The sequence below is a fragment of the Motiliproteus sediminis genome (assembly GCF_017912535.1).
GTDB classification, from domain to species: domain Bacteria; phylum Pseudomonadota; class Gammaproteobacteria; order Pseudomonadales; family Balneatricaceae; genus Motiliproteus; species Motiliproteus sediminis.
Genome location: NZ_JAERQK010000007.1, coordinates 107,584 through 131,209, shown reverse-complemented (window position 1 = coordinate 131,209; position 23,626 = coordinate 107,584). Strand labels below are relative to the sequence as shown.

Here is a 23,626-nt window from a genome sequence, read left to right as displayed (position 1 = left end):
GTGCTTGAGGCGGTCGTGGTACTCCTGCGCTAGCCTCTTGTCGTCAGTCCCAGCAGAGCGGCGTACTCTTTGCCCGCCGGGCGTTGTGAAGCTAACCCACCACGTGGTGCCGCGTTTATAAACTGCCATTGTGAAGTCTCCTCTTCACAATCACGTTGCGGCGCTTGCCCACGACCAGCATAAAGCCGGTCCAGGTAGGCCACAAGATCGCGTTCGAGGAACACCCAACGCTTGCCCGGTTTGGCGGCTTTGATCTTGCCGGAACGAGCAAGCATCCCCAGCGTTGAGGGCGACAGATGCAGGAAAGCAGCCGCCTCCTTGAGTCCTAGTGCGTGCATGGTTCATGAGCGCCCCCGCTCGCGTTGCTCGCGGCTCTCCGTCGCCTTACGCGCCGCGTAGCGGGTGCGTTTTTGCTCGACCTTCTCACGGACATAGGTGGGGAGGGTTTTGCCGGTTCGTTGGCTTTGCTGCCGGTGGTACTCGTGGGCTTTGACCAGATAGGTCTCCAGCGCCTCATCAATCGACTGGATCCCTTCACGGGCCATGAACGAGGTCAGGCCACCGAGGCCATTCACGAACAGGTAACGGTCCGAGGGGGCGGTATCTTTGCGTACCCGCAGGACCGACTCGCGGGCACTGTCGTTGAACTCGGCACCGAGCAAAGATTGCCATTCGGGATAGACCGGCCAGCGGGACTGATTGCTGTCGCCCTGGGGGTACTTGAGTTGCAGCCACTGGTGAGTGGCGTAGGTCCACAGGGGATTCAGGGCCTGCTTCAGTTCCGGAACGGTGCGGATCGCACATTCGCCTAATACCTCACGCTGGAACTGGAACTCCAACCGCCACACCGGCGACTCACCATCCCAACCTTGCGCGGCCCACAACGGGTAGAGAAAGGTCTTTTGGGACTTTTCTATTTCGAGGGTCTTGTCGTAGAGGCGGCAGGAGATCGGCCCACCCTGGCCGAAGGTGTAACCACTGAAGCGGTTCTGCACGTAGTAACGGGCGAAGTTGTTGGCGCGACTGATCCAATGGTTTTGCGGAATCGCTTCCAGGTCGAGGTCGGTGGTGAAGTCCACGCAGAGGTCGACCCGGCTGACGGTGGGGTGAATCACCTGCCCCGCAAAGATGCTAACGATGTTGGTCAGCGGCCCTACCGCGCCATCCACACCGCAGAAGGTGAGTAATTCACTGGCGACCTGCGCGTAGGCCAACGGTAGACGTTCCGCCTTACGCCGACTGAGTTGCAGTTGGTACCAGTTATCCACCAGCAGGAACGGGAAGCGGCCCCGCCCTTTACCCCGCACTGCGAAGGAGTGATCCGCTAGGAACAGGTAGGCGTCGGCCTGATCCGTGCCCTCCTGCGACTGCGCCAGGGCCTTCAGGCATTCGAGTTGGGTTTCGTAGTTTTCGGTCAGGCTTCCCGCGTAACTCAGGTACAGGCTATCCACGCCACAGCGCAATATTCTGAGTCCGGTGTAATTTGGGGGTGCTGTGTTACTAGGAGGCGCCCCCGCTGCCTGCCCTGAAGTGCCACCTTCGCACGCGTTTTCCGCGGCGTCGCTGCGCGACGACTGCGGCGAAACGCCCTTGTCGGCGGCTACCTTTTGAAGATCGGAATGATCGACCATGTTGTTTCCCTCCTGGGATCGTTAAACACGGTCGATATAAATATTCACATTACGGGGCGAAGCACAGGACACGAAAACGTCATTTCATGTCGAGTAGTAGGGTTTGAGGTTGTCTTTTTTCCAGCGCCCGATGAACTGCCACAGGCTACCGGCAGGGTCTGAGCCGTTACCGTCATAGACCTTTAGCTCAAGGCAGAACAGTTCGTAGGCCTCTTCCATGGAGAGCTTTTCCAGAAGCCCTATCTCATGCGTCACCGCCAACATATACCTAAGCGGATAGAGCTTAGGGCTGTGTTTTTCCGGGCGTGATTTTGTGCAATTGGCTAGGCGCTTGAAAAAGCTTTGGTCCTTCTTCAACTCAGCAATGGCTATCCGGCGTTGTACATGCTCATTCGCGGTGATCGAGTGGTCCAGTTTCACCGCATCAAATAACGCTTTATCGTTGCCTTGAGCAACATCTTCCATGAGCCGGTTTAGAGAGCGTCCGTAGACCTGAACGCTTTCAAGTGAGCGCATCAATGCAATCCAGATACACAAGAACAAATATTTGGTGTGCTCCACACCTTCGCCGAAATCAACCAGCTCGGGATCATCAATGCTTTCGAATATGGCCTCAACCTCAGCCAGAGATGCTTTAGATTTAAGCTCCTTTATTAACTCACCATCCGTATCAATTGTCGCCAACAGATACCAAATAAGATTAATCAATGGCTCAGAATAAAGTTCAGCCCAACCAAACGGTGTCGGGGCGCTATCGAGAAAGCCCTTTCCATCCTCGAAAAAGTACTCGGTCAACTCCGATCTGTAAGAATGGATCTCCCACAACATGTTAAGGATCTTTTTAAGATCCTTAACATGTAGAAGTTTGAGCTCCACAGGTAACTCCTTGCAAAACTACAGAGCATACGTGATTGAACACAGTGCTTAGATAACTAAATGCTACTAAGTCTTAGAGGATTGTTTACAGATTCATTAACTTAAACCCGTTATCTACTCCTCTGTACTTCCCTCAATGCCCCGTAACTTATTTTTAGTGCCAAAGCTGGCTTCTCAATGTAGCACCAAGAAGTGAAGGCTATCGCAAGAGTGATAGCTACTATAACATAATAATTCTCAGCACCACTTCCATAACCCAAGCCAATAAGCGTATGAACCACAAGCATGTGATACAAATATGTCGCATAGGACAAATCTGCTTTCCTTAGAATTCTGATATGGGTAAAGCTATATGCACAGCTAAATACAACACTGGCCATAAGCAGTGTCTGTAAAACTGTAAAAAAGCCAAGATCACTCTTGTAATTACCAAGATAATCATAAAAAAACAGGCCAAAAAAAACATAACAGGCAAAGTAAATATGCGCCCTATTTCTAACCTTTTCTAAAATACTTTTCCATTCCAATCTAACATAGATTCCAATTATAAACATCCATAAGTAAGGAAGGACTGATATGCCAAGCAATTTATGAAGAATGGATTTATCATAGAAACCTCCATATGAAATTGATGAGATTACAATAGAAACAAAAAACAAGATGAAAAGTATTATCTTTGTGGCGACAATATTTCTTTTCCATAAAAATAACGGCACGGATAGATAAAATGTCAGCTCTACAGTTAGAGTCCACAGAACTCCACTTGGATAGTCGGAAAAAAAAGCCGACTGATTATATATCGCTAAATAACTAGATCCTATTAACGAACTAGCAATACCACTAGAGGCAGAAGCAATATATGTAACTAAATACGCAGTGTATTCATAAACAGAAATATCAATTCCGTAAAAATTTCCACCAAACAGCATCGCCAGCTCTAAAATTATAATATTAACAGCCAAAGCAGGGTATATTCTAAGCCCTCTTTTGAAGAAGAACTCTTTTATGCTTGAAGACTTAAAATACGAATCCGAAACCAAGAATCCTGAGACCACAAAAAAAAGAGGAACCCCTGGGAAAATTGATAGAATTTTATACAAAAAATCGCCTATTGGAAGATTCATCCAATGCTGAGCGTGCAAGATCAAAACCTGTAAGGCGAACAACAGCCTAAGGAAATTAAAGTGATTATCTCTGCTAACAGAAATCAATTCAGTCATATATAGGCTTGTCTCAAATCAATTAAAATAAGGATTCCAACAATTAATTTTACACACGAATGCAACACTAAAAAGACTAGGTAGCGCCTAAGGCTTGTTCAAGCGAGACTATCAGATCGCTAAAAGTATCTGCAAACAAGGTTGATTCGAGCAGGGCAAACACCTGGCGTTGACTCCTACGTTAAGAAATGCTGCAACGGAAGCTCGTGACAGTCTGCCTTGGGGCCAGAGCCAAATATTATTGTGCCGCAACTGTGACACCTCGAGTCTCATTGGTAAGGCTTTCCGTGCGTTTGCTACGCCGTAAGGGAATGGCAAGCACCACAAGTGATTGAATTATCTAAGTGCTCAGATTCCCAACAAAAATTGAAAATCCTCGTGTCCGTGGTTCGATTCCGCGTCCGGGCACCACTTACTTCAAAGGCTTGCGATTAACCGCAGGCCTTTGTTGTTTCTGGCACTTTTTACGGCAAGCACGCCGCCGAATCCATACGCATACTAAGTTAAAAACGGTAGCCGATCTGGAAAGTATCGACGTCCAGCCGGTCTAGCGAGTAGCGCTGATACTCCAACCGCCAATCCGCATATTGCAGGCCGAACCCAAACGTCAGATCAGCACCGTCGACAGCCCTGCGCGCATCAACCACCGCCAGCCCATCCGAGATACGAGCATCCACCGCCGTTTCCCAGGCGTAAGCACCCACTCGCGCAAAAAAGGAGGTTGCAGAGCTCAAAGAATGGATACCGATCAGTGCCAGCTCATAGCCGGACGTGGCCTGCTTGGCATCGAACGCAGATGCCGGCCCGGTGGTCATGCCGCTGAGGTGCAAGCTCCCCAGATCAGTGTACCCGCCCTCCACCGCGAAGAAACGCGTAATCGGCACACCAATACCCAGTTTGAACATCCCTGCAGCAGCTTCCTGATAAACACTCGCCGACCGAGCACCTGCTTCAACCAGCGACTGGGCAATAGCATGAGCATCATTCTGGGAAAAACCATATTCAGCCCCGCCCACAGCACCGTAGAGATAAACCCCCTCTGCTTGAGCGACGATCGGCAGCACCATCAGCGATATCAATGAAGCGAATCTGCGCATAGCCAGGCACCCTTTTAAAAGAATGCTGCTAGCCTATCCAGGCAAAATGAACCCCCACTGAACGCGCATCAGCCTTCACCCTTGATACAAAGCGATCAAAACTTGCCACATATCAATGTTTGTCGAGCGTATTACAACTAACGTAGCCCGACCACAAATTGACATTAGATCAATCCCATGGATGCACGCGTGAACTTCGAACTGACTTGGTCCCAAGAGTACGAAATCGGACACCCGGTAATCGACCAGCAGCACGCCAAGCTGTTCGAGCTGTACAATATGATTGCCGAAGCCTTCAGTGCCGGGCTTGGCCACGAGGTGGTGGCTCCAGCCCTGCGGGAACTGGTGGCGTATACCCGCTACCATTTTGCCGAGGAAGAGGCCCTGATGGAGCGCCTGGGCTGCCGCCACATCATCACACACCGCCGCGAACACCGCCGCCTTATCACTGAAGTCAGCGCTCTGGCGGCAGACTTCGCTGATGGTCAGCCGGTGCTGCTTTACGAGCTGCTGAGTCTGGTCAAGAACTGGCTATCCGATCATATTCTGAGTGAAGACATGAAGCTGCGCGAGCTGATGGAAGCTTGGTAGCCCGGGTTAGAACAGCGCCTGATAACCAAACAGCACTGCGCTATCGAGCAGCAACATCGCCAGGATATAGCGCCCGTTCCAGCCGACAAAACGATGCGCAGGGATGCCGTAGCGCCCCTGCAGCGCCATATGCATCCCCGACAGCGGCGACGCTGCCACGCCCAGCGCCCAGGCCATCAGGAAAACCAGCGCCAGCAGGTTGGGATCAGGAACGGGGCCCAGCAACCCGCTGGCCGTGGCAATACTGATCAACGGATGTACCCCGAGCACCGCCAGCCCCACCATTAGCCATAGCAACATCGCTGCCGCCGGAGCATCAAACCGGATCATATCCAGCTGCAGCTGCCAGCCGTCGACAAGCACCGCAATACCCACGCTCAGCACGCCAGCGGAGAGAAACAGCACCAGTTCGCCAGCCATGCGCGGCAGCTCCACCACAATCTGCTGGCGCAGCGTAGCCCATGCAGCCAGCCCCAACCGCCAGAACAACAGCACCACAGTCACCAGCAAACTGAGCAGAGACACCAGCGTAATCACACTGATATCAGGCCAGGGGTAACGCAACACCAGCACGCCTGCTGCCAACAGCAACGGCACCCAAAGCGCGCCAAACGCGACCGGATAACCGCGCAGACGCTCAGCACCGCGCTGCCTGGACAATCCCCACCCGGCAATCAGCAAACCCAGACCCGCCGGGACCAAGCCAACCAGTGACAGTGTAGCCAGACGGCTGCCGGGCGCTTGGGTCAACGCCACCCCCATGGCGACAAAAAACGGCGACCAGTGCGCCGCCAGGCTGAATCCGCGGGACAGCAACTGCGCTTGCAACCGGTTTAGACGCCCACGTCGCGCCAGACGATCACCAACGATCACCAGTGCCGACATATTGATTACCGCGCCAAAGAGGTGCACCCCCAGCAGCGTTCGCCAGAGGGCGGGGCGCCCCCGCGGCAGCGGCCTGACCTCAGCATCAACGCGAGTCACCAAACGCAGAAAGGCTACCGCTCCCAACATCGCGATCAGGCTCTGGTTAGCGTACAGGGCACGCCAGAGCAGCGCCGGATCAGCATCACGAACCAAACCAGCCACAGCGGCCAGCCCACCCAAACCGAACATAACCAGAGTCTGGCTGCGCTGAATCAGCGACAGGCGCGCAAAAAGCACGCCCCCGGCGATCCAGAACAGCACCCCCGGCCAAAAAGGTGACACCGGCAATCCGACTCCCACCAGCAGGGAACAGAGAATCGCCAGCAGCAGCATAACCCCGGCCAGGCCAGAGGCAGCAGCAGATAAAGCGGAGGCTTTGTTGACGGGCATAACGAGAGAGGCAACAAAAAAGGGGCAGCGAACGCTGCCCCTTGCTGATATTCAGGGAATAGAAGCGCTTACTTCAGGCCTTCAATGTAGCTGGCCACGGCGGCCATCTCAGCATCGCTCAGCTTCTTGGCCAGGTCGCGCATCATACCGTTCGGATCGTTGGCACGCGCACCGCTGGCAAAAGCTTTCAACTGGGAGTCAACGTAAGCCGCGTATTGGCCTTTCAGTGCAGGGAAGTTAGCCAGGGCATTACCCTCTCCCGCCGGGCCGTGACATGCTGCGCATGCTGCAACACCTTTGTCCTGCAGACCGGATACGTAGATCTCTTTACCCAGCTCGGCCTTAGCCGGATCGGTTTCGCCCGCTTTAACGTCCAGGCCGGAGAAAAACGCAGCCAGATCCTGCATATCCTGATCGGAAAGGCCGGCAGCAAAGCCCATCATCAGAGGGCTTTGACGCACGCCGCCCTTGATGTCCGACAGCTGCTTAACAATGTAACCGGCACTCTGACCCGCCAGCTTGGGGAAGGTAGGCGCAGTGCTGTTGCCGTCAGCACCGTGACAGCCGAAGCACACTGCCGCTTTGTCCTGACCCGCTGCCGCATCGCCTTCGGCGAAGGCAAAACCAGAGATACCAAAGGAAACTAACAGGCTAATAAGTAGTTTGTTCATCGACCAATCCAATCCAAGGTTTAAAGATAAAATCGAGTACCGGCACACCGGTGATTCGGTCCGAATCACGCCGTTTTTCTCGCGCGCCGTCGCCCCGGCGAGGCCAGCCCGATCGCTGTCCACTGGGCAAAATTTCGGGCATTATATACCAATCCGTTCCGTAACGGGAACGAAACCCTTCCGCACCGCACCAAAGCAGACCAAAGTTTATGTCGGATACACCCGTCAATTTTCACAGTGCCCAATTTCTTACCAGTGCCAGTCGTCTGGATCAGTGTCCCGATGATCGCGGCGCCGAAGTCGCCTTTGCCGGTCGCTCCAACGCGGGCAAATCGAGCGCCATCAACACTCTGACCCAGAACTCCAAGCTGGCCCGGATCTCCAAGACCCCGGGGCGCACCCAGCTGATCAACTTTTTTACCCTCAACCTGGATAATGCCCGCTTAGTGGACCTACCCGGATACGGCTACGCCAAGGTGCCGGTGGCGATGAAACAGCAGTGGCAGCGTCACCTCGACAACTACCTGCAGAACCGTCAGTGCCTGCGCGGGCTGGTTCTGGTCAGCGACATCCGCCATCCGATGAAGGAGTTCGACCAGATGATGGTCGAGTGGTGCCGTCAGGCCCAGATGCCGCTGCACGTGCTGCTGACCAAAGCGGACAAACTGAAGAAGGGGCCGGCGCAGAGCACGCTGCTGCAACTCCGCAAGCAGCTGACTGCGGAGCTGGGTGACATGGTCACGGTGCAGACCTTCTCCGCACTGAAGCGCAGCGGTGTCGATCAGCTACAGCAACGCCTGTCGAGCTGGCTGCAGGAAGGCCTGGCGATCGAAGCCGAAGAGGGCTCATCTGCGGAGTCGGAGCAATGAAGTGGCTGGTTGGCGCACTGCTTGTCGCATTGGTGCTGTTTCAGGCACCGCTGGCCTGGAATGCCTGGCAAGATGCCGGCCAGTGCGAGCGTTCGCTGGCCAAGGAAGCCAGCGGCAAACTCGCCGAGATTCTGCCCGAACTGGACGTAGTCGACTGTTCGTTCGGTCGTTACTATAAGGCGGAGTTGCGGGATATCTTTGGCGGTTAACGGAGCAGAAGGAAAACCGCAGCGCGGGCATCCTGCACGCACTGCGGCCAAAAAAAGACCCTAGCATCGGAAGGGGGGCGAGGTTAGGGCCTAATGTCGGTTTGTATCATTATTGAGAGCCCATGGGATGGCAAACCATTCGAGAATGACGAGCCCTCAAACGGTTGACTGGGCTCGCCAGTAAAAGTTCACCCACTGGTGATTTTTTGTTCGCCCTTTGCTCACCTAGTGCGCTTCATCCCAGTTGGCACCGACCCCGGCTTCCACCAGCAACGGCACGTCGAGCTTGGCCGCACCGGCCATCACCTCGACTAGCCGGGCCTTGAACGAATCCACCTGATCGTCCGGCACCTCAAACACCAGTTCGTCATGCACCTGCATGATCATGCGTGCACCACAGGGCTCCGCCGCCATCCATTGCGCCACATTGAGCATCGCCTGTTTGATGATATCGGCCGCCGTTCCCTGCATTGGCGCGTTGATGGCGGTGCGTTCCGCAGCCTGGCGTCGCATCGCATTGCGAGTGTTGATCTCCGGCAGATAGAGTCGGCGCCCGCGCAGGGTTTCAACATAGCCCTGCTCACGGGCCTGTTCGCGAATAGTGTCCATGTAGCACTGCACGCCGGGGTAGGTCTCGAAATAGTGGTCGATATAACGCGCCGCGTCTTTACGGGCGATACCCAGCTGCTTGGCCAGCCCAAAGGCCGACATGCCGTAGATCAGGCCGAAGTTGATCGCCTTGGCGCTGCGGCGCTGTTCGGTGCTCACCTCGGCCAGAGGTGTTTTGAACACCTCCGCGGCGGTGGCTTTATGAATATCCTCACCGGCGGCAAAAGCCTCTAGCAGACCCTCATCACCGGACAGATGCGCCATGATCCGCAGCTCAATCTGGGAGTAATCCGCGGCCACCAGCCGGTAGCCCTCCGGCGCGACAAAGGCCTGCCGCACCCGCCGTCCTTCGGCGGTACGGATGGGTATGTTCTGCAGGTTCGGATCGGTAGAGGAGAGGCGCCCGGTGGCGGTCACCGCCTGATGATAAGAGGTGTGAATACGGCCCGTACGCGGGTTGATCATCTGCGGCAGCTTGTCGGTGTAGGTCGACTTGAGCTTGCTGAGGCTGCGGTGTTCCAGAATCAGTTTGGGCAACGGATAGTCCAGCGCCAGCTCCACCAGTACCTCCTCGGCGGTAGAGGGCGCCCCCTTGGGAGTTTTCTTCACCACCGGCAGTTTCTGCTCTTCAAACAGAATCTCCTGCAACTGCTTGGGCGAACCCAGATTGAACGGTTTGCCCGCCACCTCATGGGCTTCCAGCTCCAGTTCAGCCAGCCGTTTCTCCAACTGCTGGCTCTGCTCGCCAAGACGTTTGGGGTCCACCAGCGCGCCTTGGCGCTCCATCATCGAGAGTACCGACAGCAGCGGTTTTTCGAGTTCATCGTGCAGCGCCTGCAACCGCGGCTCTGCAGCCAGTTTGTCATTGAGACAATGGTGCAACCGCAGGGTGATATCCGCATCCTCTGCGGCATAAGGGGCCGCCTGCTCCAGCGCAATCTGGTTGAAGCTCAGCTGCTTTTTGCCCTTGCCGGCGATATCTTCAAAGTGGGTGGTCTCGACGCCCAGATAGTGAGCGGCCAGGCTGTCCATATCGTGACGGCTGGCGGTGGAGTTGAGCACGTAGGATTCAAGCATGGTGTCATAGCCGACGCCGCGCAGGGCGATATCGTAGTTCGCCAGCACATTCATGTCGTACTTGAGATGCTGCCCCACCTTGAGACGGGATGGATCCTCCAGCAGCGGCTTGAGCTGGGCCAGCACCCGGTTGCGGTCCAGCTGTGGCGGTGCTCCGACGTAATCGTGCGCCAGCGGCACATAGGCGGCTTCACCCGGCTCCAGCGCGAAGGAAACACCAACTATTTCTGCTTCCATGTAATCAAGGCTGGTGGTTTCCGTATCGAACGCAAACAGCGGCGCGTTGGTCAGCCGTTCTAGCCAACGATCCAGCTCTGCCTGCCCGGTAATGACCTGATAGTCCAGATCTGCCGGGGCCGCAGGTGTGCTGGCAACCGGATCGGGCGCGCTGCCCTGCAGCTCCGCTACCCAAGTACGGAACTGGTATTCACTAAAGAGTTCCAGCAGGGCGTCGTTATTCGGCGCAGGCTTGGGGAAATCGGTCGGCGCCAGTGCCAGCTCAACATCGGTTTTGATGGTCGCCAGGGTGTAGGAGAGTTCTGCATTGGCCCGATTGTCCTCCAGCTTTTTCGCCATCGACTTGGCACCCCGAAAATCGAGCGTGGCGATCTGGTCGAGATTGGCATAGAGCGCATCGATTCCGCCAATCCCCTGCAGCAGCGCCAACGCCGTTTTTTCACCGACACCGGGCACGCCCGGAATGTTGTCCACCTTGTCGCCCATCAACGCCAGATAGTCGATGATCAGCTCCGGCGGAATTCCAAACTTGTCGATCACCCCGGCACGATCAAGGGTGACGTTCTTCATGGTATCCATCACCATCACATGCTGGTCCACCAGTTGTGCCATATCCTTGTCACCGGTGGAGATGATGGTGTCGAGCCCGGCCGCGCTGGCCTGGCGCGCCAGGGTGCCGATAACGTCGTCGGCCTCGACCCCTTCAACCGCCAGCAGCGGCAACCCCATGGCGCGCACGATGGCGTGAATCGGCTCGATTTGCAGACGCAGGTCATCCGGCATTGAGGGGCGCTGGGCCTTGTACTCGGGGTAGATATCATCGCGGAAGGTTTTACCCTTGGCGTCGAACACCACCACCACCGGACTCTCGGGATACAACTTGATCAGACTGCGCAGCATGCTGGTGACGACCCGAATCGCCCCGGTGGGAAAACCGGCGTCGGTGCGCATGTCGGCCTGCTGGGAGGCAAAAAAGGCGCGGTACAGGTATGAGGAGCCGTCGACGAGTATCAGGGGAGACGAAGTAGCGTTGCTGGTCATGGGCACCATCCAAGGAAGATTTGCGCTCCATGATAAAGAAACAGCGCCATTTATCCAGCGGCACCGGAGCCGGCGCTATCGAACCCGCCGACTGCGGTTTAGAATGACTCTACACCCCTCTTATCAAAGGACCGATCATGAAGGCCATTCACGCTCTGCTGCTTACGCTCCTCGCGCTGGCCCCCTTGCCGCTGCTGGCGGCAGACCCAGCCAACCCCAAGGATGCCGAAGTCACCATACGCCCCGGTGATAGCGGCGAGGTGCTGCACGAGTACCGGATCAACGGCCAGATCATCGAGATCAAGGTTGTACCCAAAATCGGCAAACCGTACTATCTCGTCCCCGCAGAAGGGGGCGAGGGCTATATCCGTCTTGACCGTTCCCAGCTGCTGATTCCCAAATGGATACTGTTCAGGTGGTAACTGATGGCGGTTTATACCCGGCTGAGTGACGCTGCACTTAACGACTTTCTGGCCGACTTTGACCTTGGCCGCCTGGTCGGATATCAGGGCATTGACGGCGGGATCGAGAACACCAACTACTTCGTCGACCTCGACCAGCAAGGCCAGCGGCGTCAGTTCGTGCTGACCCTGTTCGAAGAACTGCCGTACGACGAGATGCCCTTTTTTGTCGAGCTGACCGCCTATCTGGCCGAACGCGGCGTGCCGGTACCGGCACCGTTCAAGGACCGTTACGGCATCGCCCTAAAAACCCTGGCCAATCGCCCGGCGCTGCTGCTACCGCGCTTTCGCGGCAAGCCGATGGAGGCCCCGAGGGTCGAACACTGCGGCCAGATCGGCACCGCGCTGGCGCGCTTCCACCTCGCCGGACAGGATTTTTTTATGACCCGCCAGGCTCACCGCGGCGTGTTCTGGTGGCGGCGGGAATCCAGCCGGGTTGCGTCCGTACTGAGCAGCTATGACGCCGCGCTGCTGAAGCAGGAGGTGGCGCTGTTCGACGCGCTGCGCGCCGATCCCGGCAATCTGCCTGCTGGGGTTATTCACGGCGACCTGTTTGCCGACAACGCCCTGTTCGACGGCGACCAGCTGAGCGGCATCATCGATCTCTACAACGCCTGTACCGGCTATCTGCTCTACGATCTGGCCATCGTCACCAACGACTGGTGCAGCCGCAGCGACGGCAGCCTGGACCCGCAGCGCAGCGCCGCCCTGCTTGACAACTACGCCGCAATCCGCCCCTACACCGACGATGAACGTCGCGCCTGGCCGATACTGCTGCGCACCGCCGCCATGCGCTTCTGGTTGTCACGCCTGATCAGCCTGCATGGCCTGGAAGCGACCGGCTATGAGGGCGACCAGGTGGTCAAAGATCCGGAGCCGTTGCGACAAGTGCTGCTGCAGCGGATCGCCAACCCCGCCCAGCTGCCCTGAGCGGCAGTCCGGTCTGATATACTCTCGCACCTGTCGATCACCAGCATCAGGTTCGCTTTAGCTATGGATGTTTCCCCGATTCTTGATCCGCTCAATCAGGCCCAACGCGACGCGGTAGCGGCCCCCCCCGGCCATCTGCTGGTGCTCGCGGGTGCCGGCTCGGGCAAGACCCGGGTGCTGGTGCACCGGATCGCCTGGCTGATGCAGGCGGAGCAGGTGCATCCCAGCGGTATTCTGGCGGTCACCTTCACCAACAAGGCGGCCAAGGAGATGCGCGGACGGATCGAGGAGATGCTCGGTATCAATCCGTTCGGTATGTGGATCGGCACCTTTCACGGCCTCGCCCACCGGCTGCTGCGCAGTCACTGGCAGGATGCAGGGTTGCAGGAAAGCTTCCAGATTCTCGATAGCGACGACCAGTTACGGCTGATCAAGCGGCTGATGAAGGAGCAGAACCTCGACGACAGCCGCTGGCAGCCACGCCAGCTGCAATGGTTTATCAACAGCCAGAAAGACGAAGGCCTGCGTGCCCGTCACGTCCATGCCGGCGTCAACCCGCACCAGCGGGTGATGGTCGATTTCTACCACAGCTACGAGCAGGCCTGCGAACAGGGCAGCCTGGTGGACTTCGGCGAACTGCTGCTGCGCGCCCACGAACTATGGCTCAACCAGCCGGCATTGCTGGAACATTACCAACAACGTTTTCAGCATATCCTGGTGGACGAATTCCAGGACACCAACAGCATCCAGTATGCCTGGCTGCGGGTGTTGGCCGGCCAGCAGGGTAAGCTGATGGTGGTCGGCGACGACGACCAGTCGATCTACGGCTGGCGCGGCGCCAAGATCGAGAACATCCAGCAGTTCAGCCGCGACTACCCGGACGTACAGACCGTGCGACTGGAGCAGAACTATCGCTCCACCGGCACCATTCTCGGCGCCGCCAACGCCTTGATCGCCAACAATCAGGGGCGGCTGGGTAAAGAGCTGTGGACCCAAGGCAACGAGGGCGAGCCGATCTCGCTCTATGCCGGCTTCAATGAACAGGATGAAGCGCGCTTTATCGTCGACACCATCAACAGCTGGGTCGATGACGGCAACCCTCGCGCCAGCAGCGCCATTCTCTATCGCTCCAACGCCCAATCACGGGTGCTGGAAGAAGCGCTGATCCGCGCCGGCACGCCTTACCGCATCTATGGTGGTCAACGTTTCTACGAACGGCTGGAGATCAAAAACGCACTGGCCTATCTGCGCTTGGTACACAACCGCCTGGACGATACCGCGATGGAGCGGGTGATCAACGTCCCCGCCCGTGCCGTCGGCCCGCGCACAGTCGAAATTCTGCGCCAGCACGCCCGCGATCAGGGCCTCAACCTGTGGCAGGCGGCCAACGAGGTGGTCGGTCTCAAACTGCTGCCCACCCGCGCCGCCAACGCCCTCCTGGGCTTCGTCGAGCTGATCAACCGCCTAGATGATGAGACCGAGGGCTTGCCACTACACGAGCAGACCGAGCATGTGATTCGCCACTGTGGATTGGTAGAACACCACCTTAAAGAGGGTAAAGAGAAAGCCCAGACGCGGATCGAAAACCTGCAGGAACTGGTCAGCGCTGCGCGCCAGTTCGCCCAGCAGTGGGAGAAACAGCCGGAATCAGAAGATATCCCCGAACTCGCGGCCTTTATTGACCAAGCCGCACTGGATGCAGGTGACGCCCAGGCCGACGAATTCGAAGACAGCGTCCAGTTGATGACTCTGCACTCGGCCAAGGGGCTGGAGTTCCCGCTGGTGTTTCTGGCCGGGGTTGAAGAGGGACTGTTCCCCCACAAGATGTCGCTGGAAGAACCGGGCCGGCTCGAAGAGGAGCGCCGCCTCTGCTACGTCGGCATCACCCGCGCCATGGAGCGGCTTTATCTTACCTACGCCGAATCACGCCGCCTGCATGGCCAGGACACCTATAACAGCCCGTCGCGCTTTATCCGCGAAATTCCCGCTGAGCTGCTGCAGGAGGTGCGCCTCAAGAGCCAATACAAGATGCCGGCCAGCTTCGGCAACCGGGCAAGCACCTCATCCCTGTTCAGCGGTAGCGAGATCCCCCAGACCGGCCTCACCCTGGGGCAGCGGGTACGCCATCCGGTGTTTGGTGACGGTTTGGTATTGAACTACGAGGGGCAGGGTGACAACGCGCGGGTGCAGGTGAACTTCGACAACGAAGGCAGCAAGTGGCTGGTGATGGGTTACGCCAAGCTGGAAGCGCTCTAGCAGAGAGTCTGACTTGGCACTCATCCACTGTGGAAAACCGACAGGCCGTTAGCGCTGCAAGTGCCACTCACCGGCGCCGCGATCACGCTCTTCATAGCCGAGCAGCCCGGTGAGCCCAGCATCACTCGCCACCAGCCGCCCCTGGCCATAGGCCTCCGCCCAAACCCACTGAAACACCAGCTCCCGGTCGATCACACGGCCCTCGATCTCGCCGCTGCCAAGACCGAAGTCGAACCGCCCCCGGACCAACTTGCCACGCTGCTGCAGCTCCACCGTCAACGCCAGCGATTCCTGCTCACCACCCGGCAGATAGTGGATAAACTGGCCGCGAAACAAACCGCCAAAATCGCCGTCAGCGGCCACCGGCCGGTTACCGGGCTGATAGCTGAGCCGCGCCGGTGCCTTGGCCCGGGCCGCAATGGCGCGCTGAACACCGGTGTCGCCCAGGATGTCGGCGATCTGGTTTAGCTGCTGGCCAATAAAGCGCACGTTGGCGGCACCCCGCTCCCGGTCGGCCTCCTCGACACTGAACGCCTCCGGGTCCGCCATCAGGTCGGCAGCTATCGCGCGAATGCGCGCTGCGGTCAGGGGATGGGTCGCCCGCTCGGCCAAGAACCGCTGCCACGCCTCATCACTGTCAAAATCGCCACGGCTGGGAGACCAGTGAGCCAACAACATGAAAAAGTTGGCCATGCCGCCAGGAGCCACCCCGATGCGACGCATGATCTCATTGGCGAACTGATCCGCCGCGGCCTCATTGGCCTGGGCCTCGGCCGGCGATACTCCCGGTCCATAACCAGGATGGCGATAGAGCAGGTGCGCCACCTCGTGAGCCATGATCCATACCAGCGCCGACTTCAAAATTTTCTGCGACACGTCGTCCACCCGCGGATCCTGCTTCCAGGCCTGCTCTGGCACGCCCAGCGCGACCAAGGGCGCGGGCCAGCCCTCCGGCGGCGCTTGCCGGTACTTCAGCATCGCCATGTAGTCGGTAACATTATCGAGGGGCAACTGATTGGCCCAGGCATAGGCCCAGGCCAGCGAGAGGTCGTCAAAGAACTTGACCGACTGCACCGGCATCACTACACGCCCGTTGTGGGCATAAAACAGCAGCGGGTCTTGCGCCAGCTCCCCCGCAGCGCGCAACGGCGTATCCAGCCGCACCGCGCCGAGCTGATGGCGTTCACTGCGGGTCAGTGAGCCGATCACCAGGTTATCAAAGTTCCATTGCAGATTGGCTGCGTACCGCCCCTGCCAGTAGCGCAGCAGGTCATCGTCATACCAACTGGACGCCCACAGCGGCGCGCTCAGCAACCACAGCCCCAGCACGCCCAGCCGCAGGCCCTTGCGCATCTAGTCCACCTGCCCCAGGTACCAGCGCGCCGGCTCAGCCAGCGCTGCCGGCGGCTGCGCAGGATCCCCTTCGCGCAACCAGCGCTCAAACACGACCGGATCTCCCCAGGCTGCTTGGTGCCAATGCTGCCGCAGCAGCGCCAGGCGGGTCTGGGGAAGCGCTACCAATACCTGCTGCGCCGCTGGCGCCGGCAGCGCCTCAACCGGCTTGCCCGCCACGATGCTCTCCAGATGTTGCTCCAGCGGTTCCAGCGCGCGCAGATGACGCCGCAACGCCGCCCGCTGCTGATCAAACCCAGCCTGGTCCAGCGACGCCGCCATATAGGAGATACGGCGTGCCGAAGGCGTTTCCCCGGAAGCGGGTGCCGCAGCGGTGTTAGGGTCAGTGATCATCAGCGGCCGGGTGACGCTGAGGGCGACGATGGCCGTACCAAAGAGGGCAAAAAAAACGCCGGGGCCTACCCGGGTAACATAAAGAGAAATACCGCCGGGCAGCTCCAGCTTCCCTTCACCATCGGCCTTGAACTCACGGACCGACCAGAACAGCCGATAACCCAGATAGATGCAGCCCGCGGCAACCAACAGCGCCAGCAGGCGCTCCAGCGCGCGCCAAAGGAGCAGTGCATGACCGTCAAGCAGTTCCATAACCCGCCTCCCGATGGACGCGAACGATTCTTCGAGCATAGAAGAGGTTGGCGACAAGCGCGACCAGCTGCAGCCCGGTGGGGCTCCTCCAGCCACGGGCGTTGCCAATCAATTAGATCTGCCTAATAATAGGACCCGAACCGTAATCGCAGGGAATCGCTATGAAACCTATTTTGCCTCTCCTTTTTGGTGCACTCGCCTCATCGCTCAGCTGGGCCTCTCCCGCGCCCCTGTTGCAGTCCGAAGCCCGGCAAGCGGTCCAGGCGCTGGCCGGACGGCTGCAAACCGAAATGAAAAGCGCGATGCAAGAAGGCGGGCCGGTACAGGCGATTCATGCCTGCAACACCCGGGCTCTCCCGTTGACCGAACAGATCAGCCAGGAGCAGGGGCTGGAGATCAGCCGCACTGCGCTGCGCGTGCGCAACCCGGAGAACCAGCCCGATGCCTGGGAAGCGCAGGTCCTGCAACGCTTTCTCGAACGTCAGCAGGCGGGCGAACCACTGAAAGGGATGACCCATAGCGAAATCGTCGAAGAGGAAGGCCGCAAGGTGTTCCGGATGCTGCAGGCGATTCCGACCCAGACCCAGTGCCTGGGCTGCCACGGCGACCAACTCGATCCCAAAGTGGCGGACAAGATCGACGGCCTCTACCCGGAGGATAAAGCACGCGGATTCAAAGCCGGCGAACTCCGTGGAGCCTTCAGTATCCGTCGCGTTATGTAATCTCTCCCGGCGGCGGGCGTCCGCTCCGCCGCCTCTTTTACCGCCTTTAAATCATAACTTTGCGCCATAACAGTGCCTGACAGGCAGCAAAATGGTGCGCCGCACAATACAGCGGCAACCAGCCAACCCCGCATACCAACACACAGTGTTATGTTTTTATTACAGTTTTAATAATTGGCACAGTTCCTGATAAGCATTCATCAGCCAATCTCCTTCACCACGGTGGAGGGTTTACTTCGCTTTGAGGAGCTATCTTTATGAAAAAACTGAGTCTTGTTCTGAGTTCATGCGTTCTGGCCCTGAGTGCGACATCAGCCCAGGCAGAGGTTTCTGCCAACGTTGCCATGTCCACCGACTATATCTGGCGCGGCATGACCCAGACCGATGGCGAAGCTGCGGTTTCCGGCGGTTTCGACTACGGCCATGAGAGTGGCGCCTATGTTGGTGTCTGGGGCTCCAACATCGACTTCGGTTCAACCTCCAGCATGGAGTTCGACCTCTACGGCGGCTACGCCACCGAAATCAGCGGCGTCGGCATCGACGTTGGCGCCATCCGCTACATGTACCCGAGTGAAGGTTCTATCAACTGGACCGAGTACTACGGTAGCGTCAGCTACATGGGCGCCTCTGTTGGCGTCGCCTTCACTGACGAGTACGGCGGTAACGATACTATCGACGCCACCTACTACTCCGCCTCTTACGAAGCCGAACTGCCGATGCAGATCGGTCTGGCCGTCAGCGCCGGTTACTACGACATCGACACGCCTGACTCCGACAACGTTGATTGGAAAATCGCCGTTTCCCGCGAATATCAGGGTGTAGGCTTCGAGCTGTCTTACTACGACCTGGATAGCGATAACGATGCTGCCGACGATGACGGAGTTGTGTTCACTATCTCCAAGTCCATGTAATCACTGTCCCCTTCAGTGATCGTTAGCCCGCCAACCGGCGGGCTTTTTTATTTCTTCAACGTACCAACGGTAAATTAACGGATTGTGAGGACAGGAAACGGCGCGAAGCGGTCTTTAGTTCAGGGCCGGTCAGTATGGATTTTAAGCTATTTATCTGCGCTGATTGAAAGCCTCTCTTCCGCCCACCCGGGCGGCCCTATTCTTTGGCAAACGTTCCAAAGAACAGGGGAAGAAAGAACTACTTGTGCCTTATGTTCCCCTGGTTCCGCCGCCCAACGGGTCCACTGCGCGCGGCAACGGTGATTCTGGCGGATCGGACGGCACCTGCCTGTGCCGCAATCCGGCTCGGCGTCCATGCCTCGCCCCGCGCTTTGCGCGGGCCTGATCGAATCCCCGTCGCCGTGCTCGTCGGCTCCAAAGGGGTTAAGTCGCAGCCGGGTTACCGCATTCTTACTCAAGCCAGAAAAGCATATAGATAACGGCACCCTGAGAGCGGCTGGCACCCCCGGCCCTTCGAAAGACGACGAGCACTGAATGCCCTTGAGGGTTTCAGCCCGCAGGGGCAAGGCCCGGATGGCCGCCGCCGCAACAGTATGGCCAGGGACGGCCATTCTGTTGTGCCCCTCAAGGGCGTTCAGCGCGCAGGTCCCGTAGGGCGGCTTTTGTGGGCGAGTGTTTTTTGGTTACTTTTTGTCACGACGGACAAAAAGTGACCCGCCCGGGTGGGCGGAACAAAGACTATCTGATTGCAGTGGAAGGAGATTGAAACACCGTTTATAGAAGCAATCTCAGATGTCCGCTCCGCGCCGTAAACGGCTATCACGGCTATCACGGCTATCACGGCTACAATGAAGTCTAGCCTTGGATCGCAGGCAGTTCGCGGATGCGCCCTTGCGCATCAATGGCTACCTGCACGGTTTCACATTCGGTAATCTTGCTGAGGCTCGAGCCATCGGTTTGCTGCCCCCAGACCTCCACACAAAGTCGAATCGAACTGGTGCCGGTTTCCACCACCCGGGTATAAAAGCTCAGCAAAGCACCCACCAGCACCGGCGCAAAGAACTCCAGCGAACCGATCGAAACCGTTGCCACCCGACCACGGGCGATCTGCGCGGCGCGGGTTTCGGCGGCGGTCACCACCTGGGCGGCGATAAAGCCACCGTATATATCCCCGAACACATTGGTATCCCGCGGACTGGCGGGTAACTGGAGCGTCAGACGTCCTTCAGGTGCCTGAGCATCTTCTTGATTGCACATTATTTTTGTTCTCTGCCAAATCGCCACCGGGGCGCAAAATCGGCATCTTAACATAGCGCTCATTAGACTTTCGATGTAGATGCCATGCCAGATCCGTAACCAATTGTTACCTGTTCTTTAACAGAAGTGTCACATTTGCTGGGTACAGTGGCTCTCAACACTTACTGACGAACTGATTGACGACCTTAGGAGCAATCGATGAAAGCAAAGAAGTTGTTGGCCGCACTGACGCTGGCCGCCACCGGTCTCACCACCGGTGCCCAAGCCGCCGACCTGCTGGACCCGAAACTGCCGGGCTACACCAAAGCAAGCGGCGTTTCCGGTAACCTGTCCAGCGTAGGTTCCGACACCCTGGCTAACCTGATGACCCTGTGGGCGGAAGAGTTCAAGCGCAACTACCCCAACGTCAACATCCAGATTCAGGCCGCAGGTTCTTCTACCGCTCCGCCGGCACTGACTGAAGGCACCTCCAATCTGGGCCCGATGAGCCGCAAGATGAAGGACAAGGAGCTGGAAGCGTTCGAGAAGAAGCACGGCTACAAGCCGACTGCGATTCCGGTCGCCATCGACGCACTGGCGGTCTTTGTCCACAAGGACAACCCCATCAAAGGCATGACCATTGCTGACGTTGACGCGGTATTCTCCAGCACCCGCAAGTGCGGCGGCGCTGCCGACGCAACCAAGTGGGCTGATCTTGGCGTTACCGGCAGCCTGGGCAATCAGGGCATCCAGATCTACGGTCGTAACTCCGTATCCGGCACCTATGGCTACTTCAAGTCCAAGGCGCTGTGTAAGGGTGACTTCAAGAACAGCGTGAACGAGCAGCCCGGTTCTGCCTCTGTAGTGCAGTCGGTATCGACCTCTGTAAACGGCATCGGCTACTCCGGCATCGGTTACAAGACCTCCAGCGTTCGCGCCGTACCGCTGGCCAAGAAGGGCTCCGACTTTATCGACGCGTCTCCTGAAATGGCGGCTTCCGGCAAGTACCCGCTGTCACGCTTCCTGTACGTTTACATCAACAAGGCACCGAACAAGGAGCTGGCACCGCTGGAGCGTGAATTCGTGAAGATGGTTCTGTCCAAAGTCGGTCAGGAAGTTGTGGTCAAGGATGGCTACATCCCGCTGCCGACCGCTGTAACCTCCAAAGCACTGGCAGGTCTGGGTATTAACTAATACCGCTTTAATCATGGAAGATCTCGGGGAAGCAGGATGCTTCCCTTTTTCTTTTTCGGAACGAAAAGGAACGCGCACGGCGCGTCGTCACAGGGCTGAAATAGTGACACTTAGGTGTCCGTTTTATGACAGCCTGTAACAATAGTGTCATATGACCCGAGTACGCTTGCGGCATGAATAAGCCAGTTACCCTCACTCCCCCCGACCTTGAGTTCGATAGCGCGGCCTCCAAGCGTCTGCGCAAGGTGCGAAAGTTCAAGGACCAGTTCACCACCGGCACCGTTGCCGTAGGTGGTATCAGCGTGATCGTTGCGATTCTGCTGATCTTCATCTACCTGCTGTACGAGGTGGCACCGCTGTTTGAAGCAGCTGAAGTGCACCCCTATGAGCACAACGGCCAGCCCACGGCGCCCTACAGCCGCCCCGGTAGCGATGCGGCCACGCTCTACATGACCGCTGAAGAGCAGGGCGAGGTTGGCTTGCGCCTCAGCCAGGATGGCCAAGCCACCTTCTTTGATACCCGCACCGGACAGCTGATTCAGCAACAACAGGCGGGCTTGAGCAGCGCCAGTCTGGCCGCCTATGCACTGGAAAGCGAAGCCAACGACACCTTTGCACTGGCCCATGCCGATAACAGTCTCAGCTTCGTCAAGCACAGCTACAAGACCACCTATCCACTGGAAGGCGGTCGGGTGATCACCCCCAGCCTGGTTTACCCGCTGGGCGAGGAACCGCTGGAGCTGTCACCGGAGCTGGAAGAGATCGAACATCTGGCGGTGCGCAACGGTGAAAACCGCTTCTCGGTCGTGGCGGCGGATGCTGAAGGACGCCTGCGCCTCACCCGCTTCGACAAAGAGGTCAACTTCATCACCGAAGAAGTAGAGCTCTCCAGCGAACATTACAACCTGCCCGACATCGGCGCCGACGTTACCGGCCTGCTGATCAGTCCCGATCAGCGCTGGCTGTTTATCGCCGACTTCCAGGGGCGGGTGCACACCATCGACCTGCGTGACCCCGATTCACCGCTGGTCGGCGCGGTCAAGAAAGCCACCAGCGGCCAGATCACCAGCTTCAGCTTCCTGCTGGGCGGTAGTTCGTTGCTGATCGCCGACGACAAGGGCATCGTCAGTCAGTGGTTCCTGGTACGCGACGCCAACAACGACTATGAGCTGCAACGCATTCGCGAGTTCAGCCACGTCGGCACCGACGGTATCGTACAGGTCAACATCGAGCAGCGCCGTAAAGGCTTTATCACTGCCGAAGCCAATGGCCAGATCAGCTTTTACAACGCTACCGCTGAAAATCAGGTGTTGAGTGAACAGCTGTCGGAGCGGGGGATTGCCTATGTGGCGCTGACCCCGCGTGCCAACCGTCTGCTACTGGAAGACGGCGAAGGCAACATCAGCTTCTGGCAGGTCAACAACGAGCACCCGGAGGTATCCTGGAGTTCGCTGTGGCAAGAGGTCTGGTACGAGGGTCATGAAGAACCCAAGTTCCTGTGGCAGTCCTCTGCCTCCAACGATGACTTCGAACCCAAATACAGCCTGGCACCGCTGGCTTTCGGTACCCTCAAAGCGGCCTTCTACGCCATGCTGCTGGCCACTCCGCTGGCCATCTGCGGCGCCATCTACACCGCCTACTTCATGGCACCGGCGCTGCGCCGCAAGATCAAACCGATGATCGAGCTGATGGAAGCGCTGCCGACAGTGATCCTCGGGTTCCTTGCCGGCTTGTGGCTGGCGCCCTTCATCGAGGCCAACCTGACCAGCATCTTCGCGCTGCTGGTAATGGTGCCGGTGGGGGTACTGCTGTTCGCTTACCTCTGGCAGAACCTGCCCAAATCGGTGCGCTACCTGGTTCCAGATGGCTGGGATGCAGCGCTGCTGATTCCGGTGGTGATTCTGCTGTCGATGCTGGCCATCGGCCTCGCCGATGGTATCGAAGTACTGGCGTTCGGCGGCGACATGAAAGTGTTTATCACCGACGAGCTGGGGATCGACTTCGATCAGCGCAACGCGCTGGTGGTGGGTCTGGCGATGGGCTTCGCCGTCATTCCGACCATCTTCTCGATCACCGAAGATGCGATTTTCAGCGTCCCCAAGCACCTCAGCAACGGTTCGCTGGCACTTGGCGCAACCCCCTGGCAAACCCTGTCACGGGTGGTCATGCCCACCGCCAGCCCCGGTATTTTCTCGGCGGTGATGATCGGCATGGGCCGGGCCGTGGGCGAAACCATGATCGTACTGATGGCCACCGGCAACACCCCGATCATGGATATGAACATCTTCGAGGGGATGCGTACCCTGGCCGCCAACATTGCGGTGGAGATGCCGGAGGCCGAAGTCGCCAGCTCCCACTACCGCATCCTGTTCCTGGCAGCACTGGTGCTGTTTGCCTTTACCTTCGTGGTCAACACCCTGGCCGAAATTGTCCGTCAGCGCCTGCGGCGCAAGTACGGTTCGCTTTAATCAAG

The 23,626-nt window shown here is 57.9% G+C and carries 21 protein-coding genes; 10 read left to right on the top strand and 11 right to left on the bottom strand.

The genetic code is table 11. The features are described from left to right. Positions 1–29 precede the first annotated feature (29 nt). The 5 genes from JJQ76_RS13090 to JJQ76_RS13070 form a co-directional block, all read right to left on the bottom strand. Entirely contained in the window at positions 30–338 is a 309-nt protein-coding gene (locus JJQ76_RS13090) for a helix-turn-helix domain-containing protein (protein WP_210397306.1), read from the bottom strand. Between the two features lie 3 nt (positions 339–341). Then, positions 342–1,451 carry a hypothetical protein gene (locus JJQ76_RS13085; RefSeq protein ID WP_210397305.1) on the bottom strand — a complete coding sequence of 370 codons (1,110 nt, stop codon included), beginning with the start codon at positions 1,449–1,451 and terminating at the stop codon, positions 342–344. Between the two features lie 264 nt (positions 1,452–1,715). Continuing rightward, positions 1,716–2,507: a hypothetical protein gene (locus tag JJQ76_RS13080; protein WP_210397304.1), complete on the bottom strand. Its 792-nt coding sequence runs from the start codon at positions 2,505–2,507 to the stop codon at positions 1,716–1,718. Positions 2,508–2,617: 110 nt separating this feature from the next. Continuing rightward, a complete protein-coding gene (locus JJQ76_RS13075; protein WP_210397303.1) occupies positions 2,618–3,727 on the bottom strand; it encodes an acyltransferase family protein in 1,110 nt (369 codons plus the stop codon). A gap of 503 nt (positions 3,728–4,230) precedes the next feature. After that, a complete protein-coding gene (locus JJQ76_RS13070; RefSeq protein WP_210397302.1) occupies positions 4,231–4,824 on the bottom strand; it encodes a hypothetical protein in 594 nt (197 codons plus the stop codon). A 189-nt stretch (positions 4,825–5,013) separates the two neighbouring features. On the opposite strand from JJQ76_RS13070, the gene JJQ76_RS13065 reads away from it, so the two are divergent. Next, positions 5,014–5,415: a bacteriohemerythrin gene (locus JJQ76_RS13065; RefSeq protein WP_210397301.1), complete on the top strand. Its 402-nt coding sequence runs from the start codon at positions 5,014–5,016 to the stop codon at positions 5,413–5,415. 6 nt (positions 5,416–5,421) lie between these two features. Here JJQ76_RS13065 and JJQ76_RS13060 read toward each other — a convergent pair whose 3' ends face one another. Further along, positions 5,422–6,675, bottom strand: coding sequence for a hypothetical protein (locus JJQ76_RS13060; RefSeq protein ID WP_210397300.1), 1,254 nt, complete (start codon positions 6,673–6,675; stop codon positions 5,422–5,424). Between the two features lie 125 nt (positions 6,676–6,800). Then, positions 6,801–7,403: a c-type cytochrome gene (locus tag JJQ76_RS13055; RefSeq protein ID WP_210397299.1), complete on the bottom strand. Its 603-nt coding sequence runs from the start codon at positions 7,401–7,403 to the stop codon at positions 6,801–6,803. A 209-nt stretch (positions 7,404–7,612) separates the two neighbouring features. Here JJQ76_RS13055 and yihA point away from each other — a divergent pair, with 209 nt between their 5' ends. Continuing rightward, positions 7,613–8,272 carry a ribosome biogenesis GTP-binding protein YihA/YsxC gene (gene yihA, locus JJQ76_RS13050; RefSeq protein ID WP_210397298.1) on the top strand — a complete coding sequence of 220 codons (660 nt, stop codon included), beginning with the start codon at positions 7,613–7,615 and terminating at the stop codon, positions 8,270–8,272. Beyond that, positions 8,269–8,481, top strand: a complete 213-nt coding sequence (locus JJQ76_RS13045; RefSeq protein ID WP_210397297.1) for a hypothetical protein — start codon at positions 8,269–8,271, stop codon at positions 8,479–8,481. Before yihA ends, JJQ76_RS13045 begins: the two co-directional genes overlap by 4 nt. Positions 8,482–8,706: 225 nt before the next feature. Here JJQ76_RS13045 and polA read toward each other — a convergent pair whose 3' ends face one another. Beyond that, entirely contained in the window at positions 8,707–11,445 is a 2,739-nt protein-coding gene (polA, locus tag JJQ76_RS13040) for a DNA polymerase I (protein WP_210397296.1), read from the bottom strand. A 137-nt stretch (positions 11,446–11,582) separates the two neighbouring features. Between polA and JJQ76_RS13035 the strand changes: the two genes are divergently transcribed. The 3 genes from JJQ76_RS13035 (at position 11,583) to uvrD (ending at position 15,092) form a co-directional block, all read left to right on the top strand. Beyond that, a complete protein-coding gene (locus JJQ76_RS13035) occupies positions 11,583–11,867 on the top strand; it encodes a DUF2782 domain-containing protein (RefSeq protein ID WP_210397295.1) in 285 nt (94 codons plus the stop codon). Between the two features lie 3 nt (positions 11,868–11,870). Next, positions 11,871–12,836, top strand: coding sequence for a homoserine kinase (locus tag JJQ76_RS13030; RefSeq protein ID WP_210397294.1), 966 nt, complete (start codon positions 11,871–11,873; stop codon positions 12,834–12,836). A 63-nt stretch (positions 12,837–12,899) separates the two neighbouring features. Continuing rightward, a complete protein-coding gene (gene uvrD / locus JJQ76_RS13025; RefSeq protein ID WP_210397293.1) occupies positions 12,900–15,092 on the top strand; it encodes a DNA helicase II in 2,193 nt (730 codons plus the stop codon). Positions 15,093–15,140: 48 nt separating this feature from the next. Here uvrD and JJQ76_RS13020 read toward each other — a convergent pair whose 3' ends face one another. After that, positions 15,141–16,445: a phage exclusion protein Lit family protein gene (locus tag JJQ76_RS13020; RefSeq protein WP_210397292.1), complete on the bottom strand. Its 1,305-nt coding sequence runs from the start codon at positions 16,443–16,445 to the stop codon at positions 15,141–15,143. Beyond that, positions 16,446–17,090: a hypothetical protein gene (locus JJQ76_RS13015; RefSeq protein WP_210397291.1), complete on the bottom strand. Its 645-nt coding sequence runs from the start codon at positions 17,088–17,090 to the stop codon at positions 16,446–16,448. 161 nt (positions 17,091–17,251) lie between these two features. On the opposite strand from JJQ76_RS13015, the gene JJQ76_RS13010 reads away from it, so the two are divergent. Then, positions 17,252–17,812 carry a Tll0287-like domain-containing protein gene (locus JJQ76_RS13010; RefSeq protein WP_210397290.1) on the top strand — a complete coding sequence of 187 codons (561 nt, stop codon included), beginning with the start codon at positions 17,252–17,254 and terminating at the stop codon, positions 17,810–17,812. A 257-nt stretch (positions 17,813–18,069) separates the two neighbouring features. Beyond that, positions 18,070–18,723 carry a TorF family putative porin gene (locus tag JJQ76_RS13005; RefSeq protein ID WP_210397289.1) on the top strand — a complete coding sequence of 218 codons (654 nt, stop codon included), beginning with the start codon at positions 18,070–18,072 and terminating at the stop codon, positions 18,721–18,723. Positions 18,724–19,578: 855 nt separating this feature from the next. Here JJQ76_RS13005 and JJQ76_RS13000 read toward each other — a convergent pair. Further along, on the bottom strand, positions 19,579–19,980 hold the full coding sequence (locus JJQ76_RS13000; protein ID WP_210397288.1) for an acyl-CoA thioesterase: 402 nt from the start codon (positions 19,978–19,980) through the stop codon (positions 19,579–19,581). Positions 19,981–20,178: 198 nt separating this feature from the next. Here JJQ76_RS13000 and JJQ76_RS12995 point away from each other — a divergent pair, with 198 nt between their 5' ends. Both JJQ76_RS12995 and JJQ76_RS12990 read left to right on the top strand, forming a co-directional pair. Next, on the top strand, positions 20,179–21,153 hold the full coding sequence (locus JJQ76_RS12995) for a PstS family phosphate ABC transporter substrate-binding protein (protein WP_210397287.1): 975 nt from the start codon (positions 20,179–20,181) through the stop codon (positions 21,151–21,153). A gap of 173 nt (positions 21,154–21,326) precedes the next feature. After that, complete coding sequence (locus JJQ76_RS12990) at positions 21,327–23,621, top strand: ABC transporter permease subunit (protein WP_210397286.1); 2,295 nt, start codon at positions 21,327–21,329, stop codon at positions 23,619–23,621. The last annotated feature ends 5 nt before the right edge of the window (positions 23,622–23,626 follow it).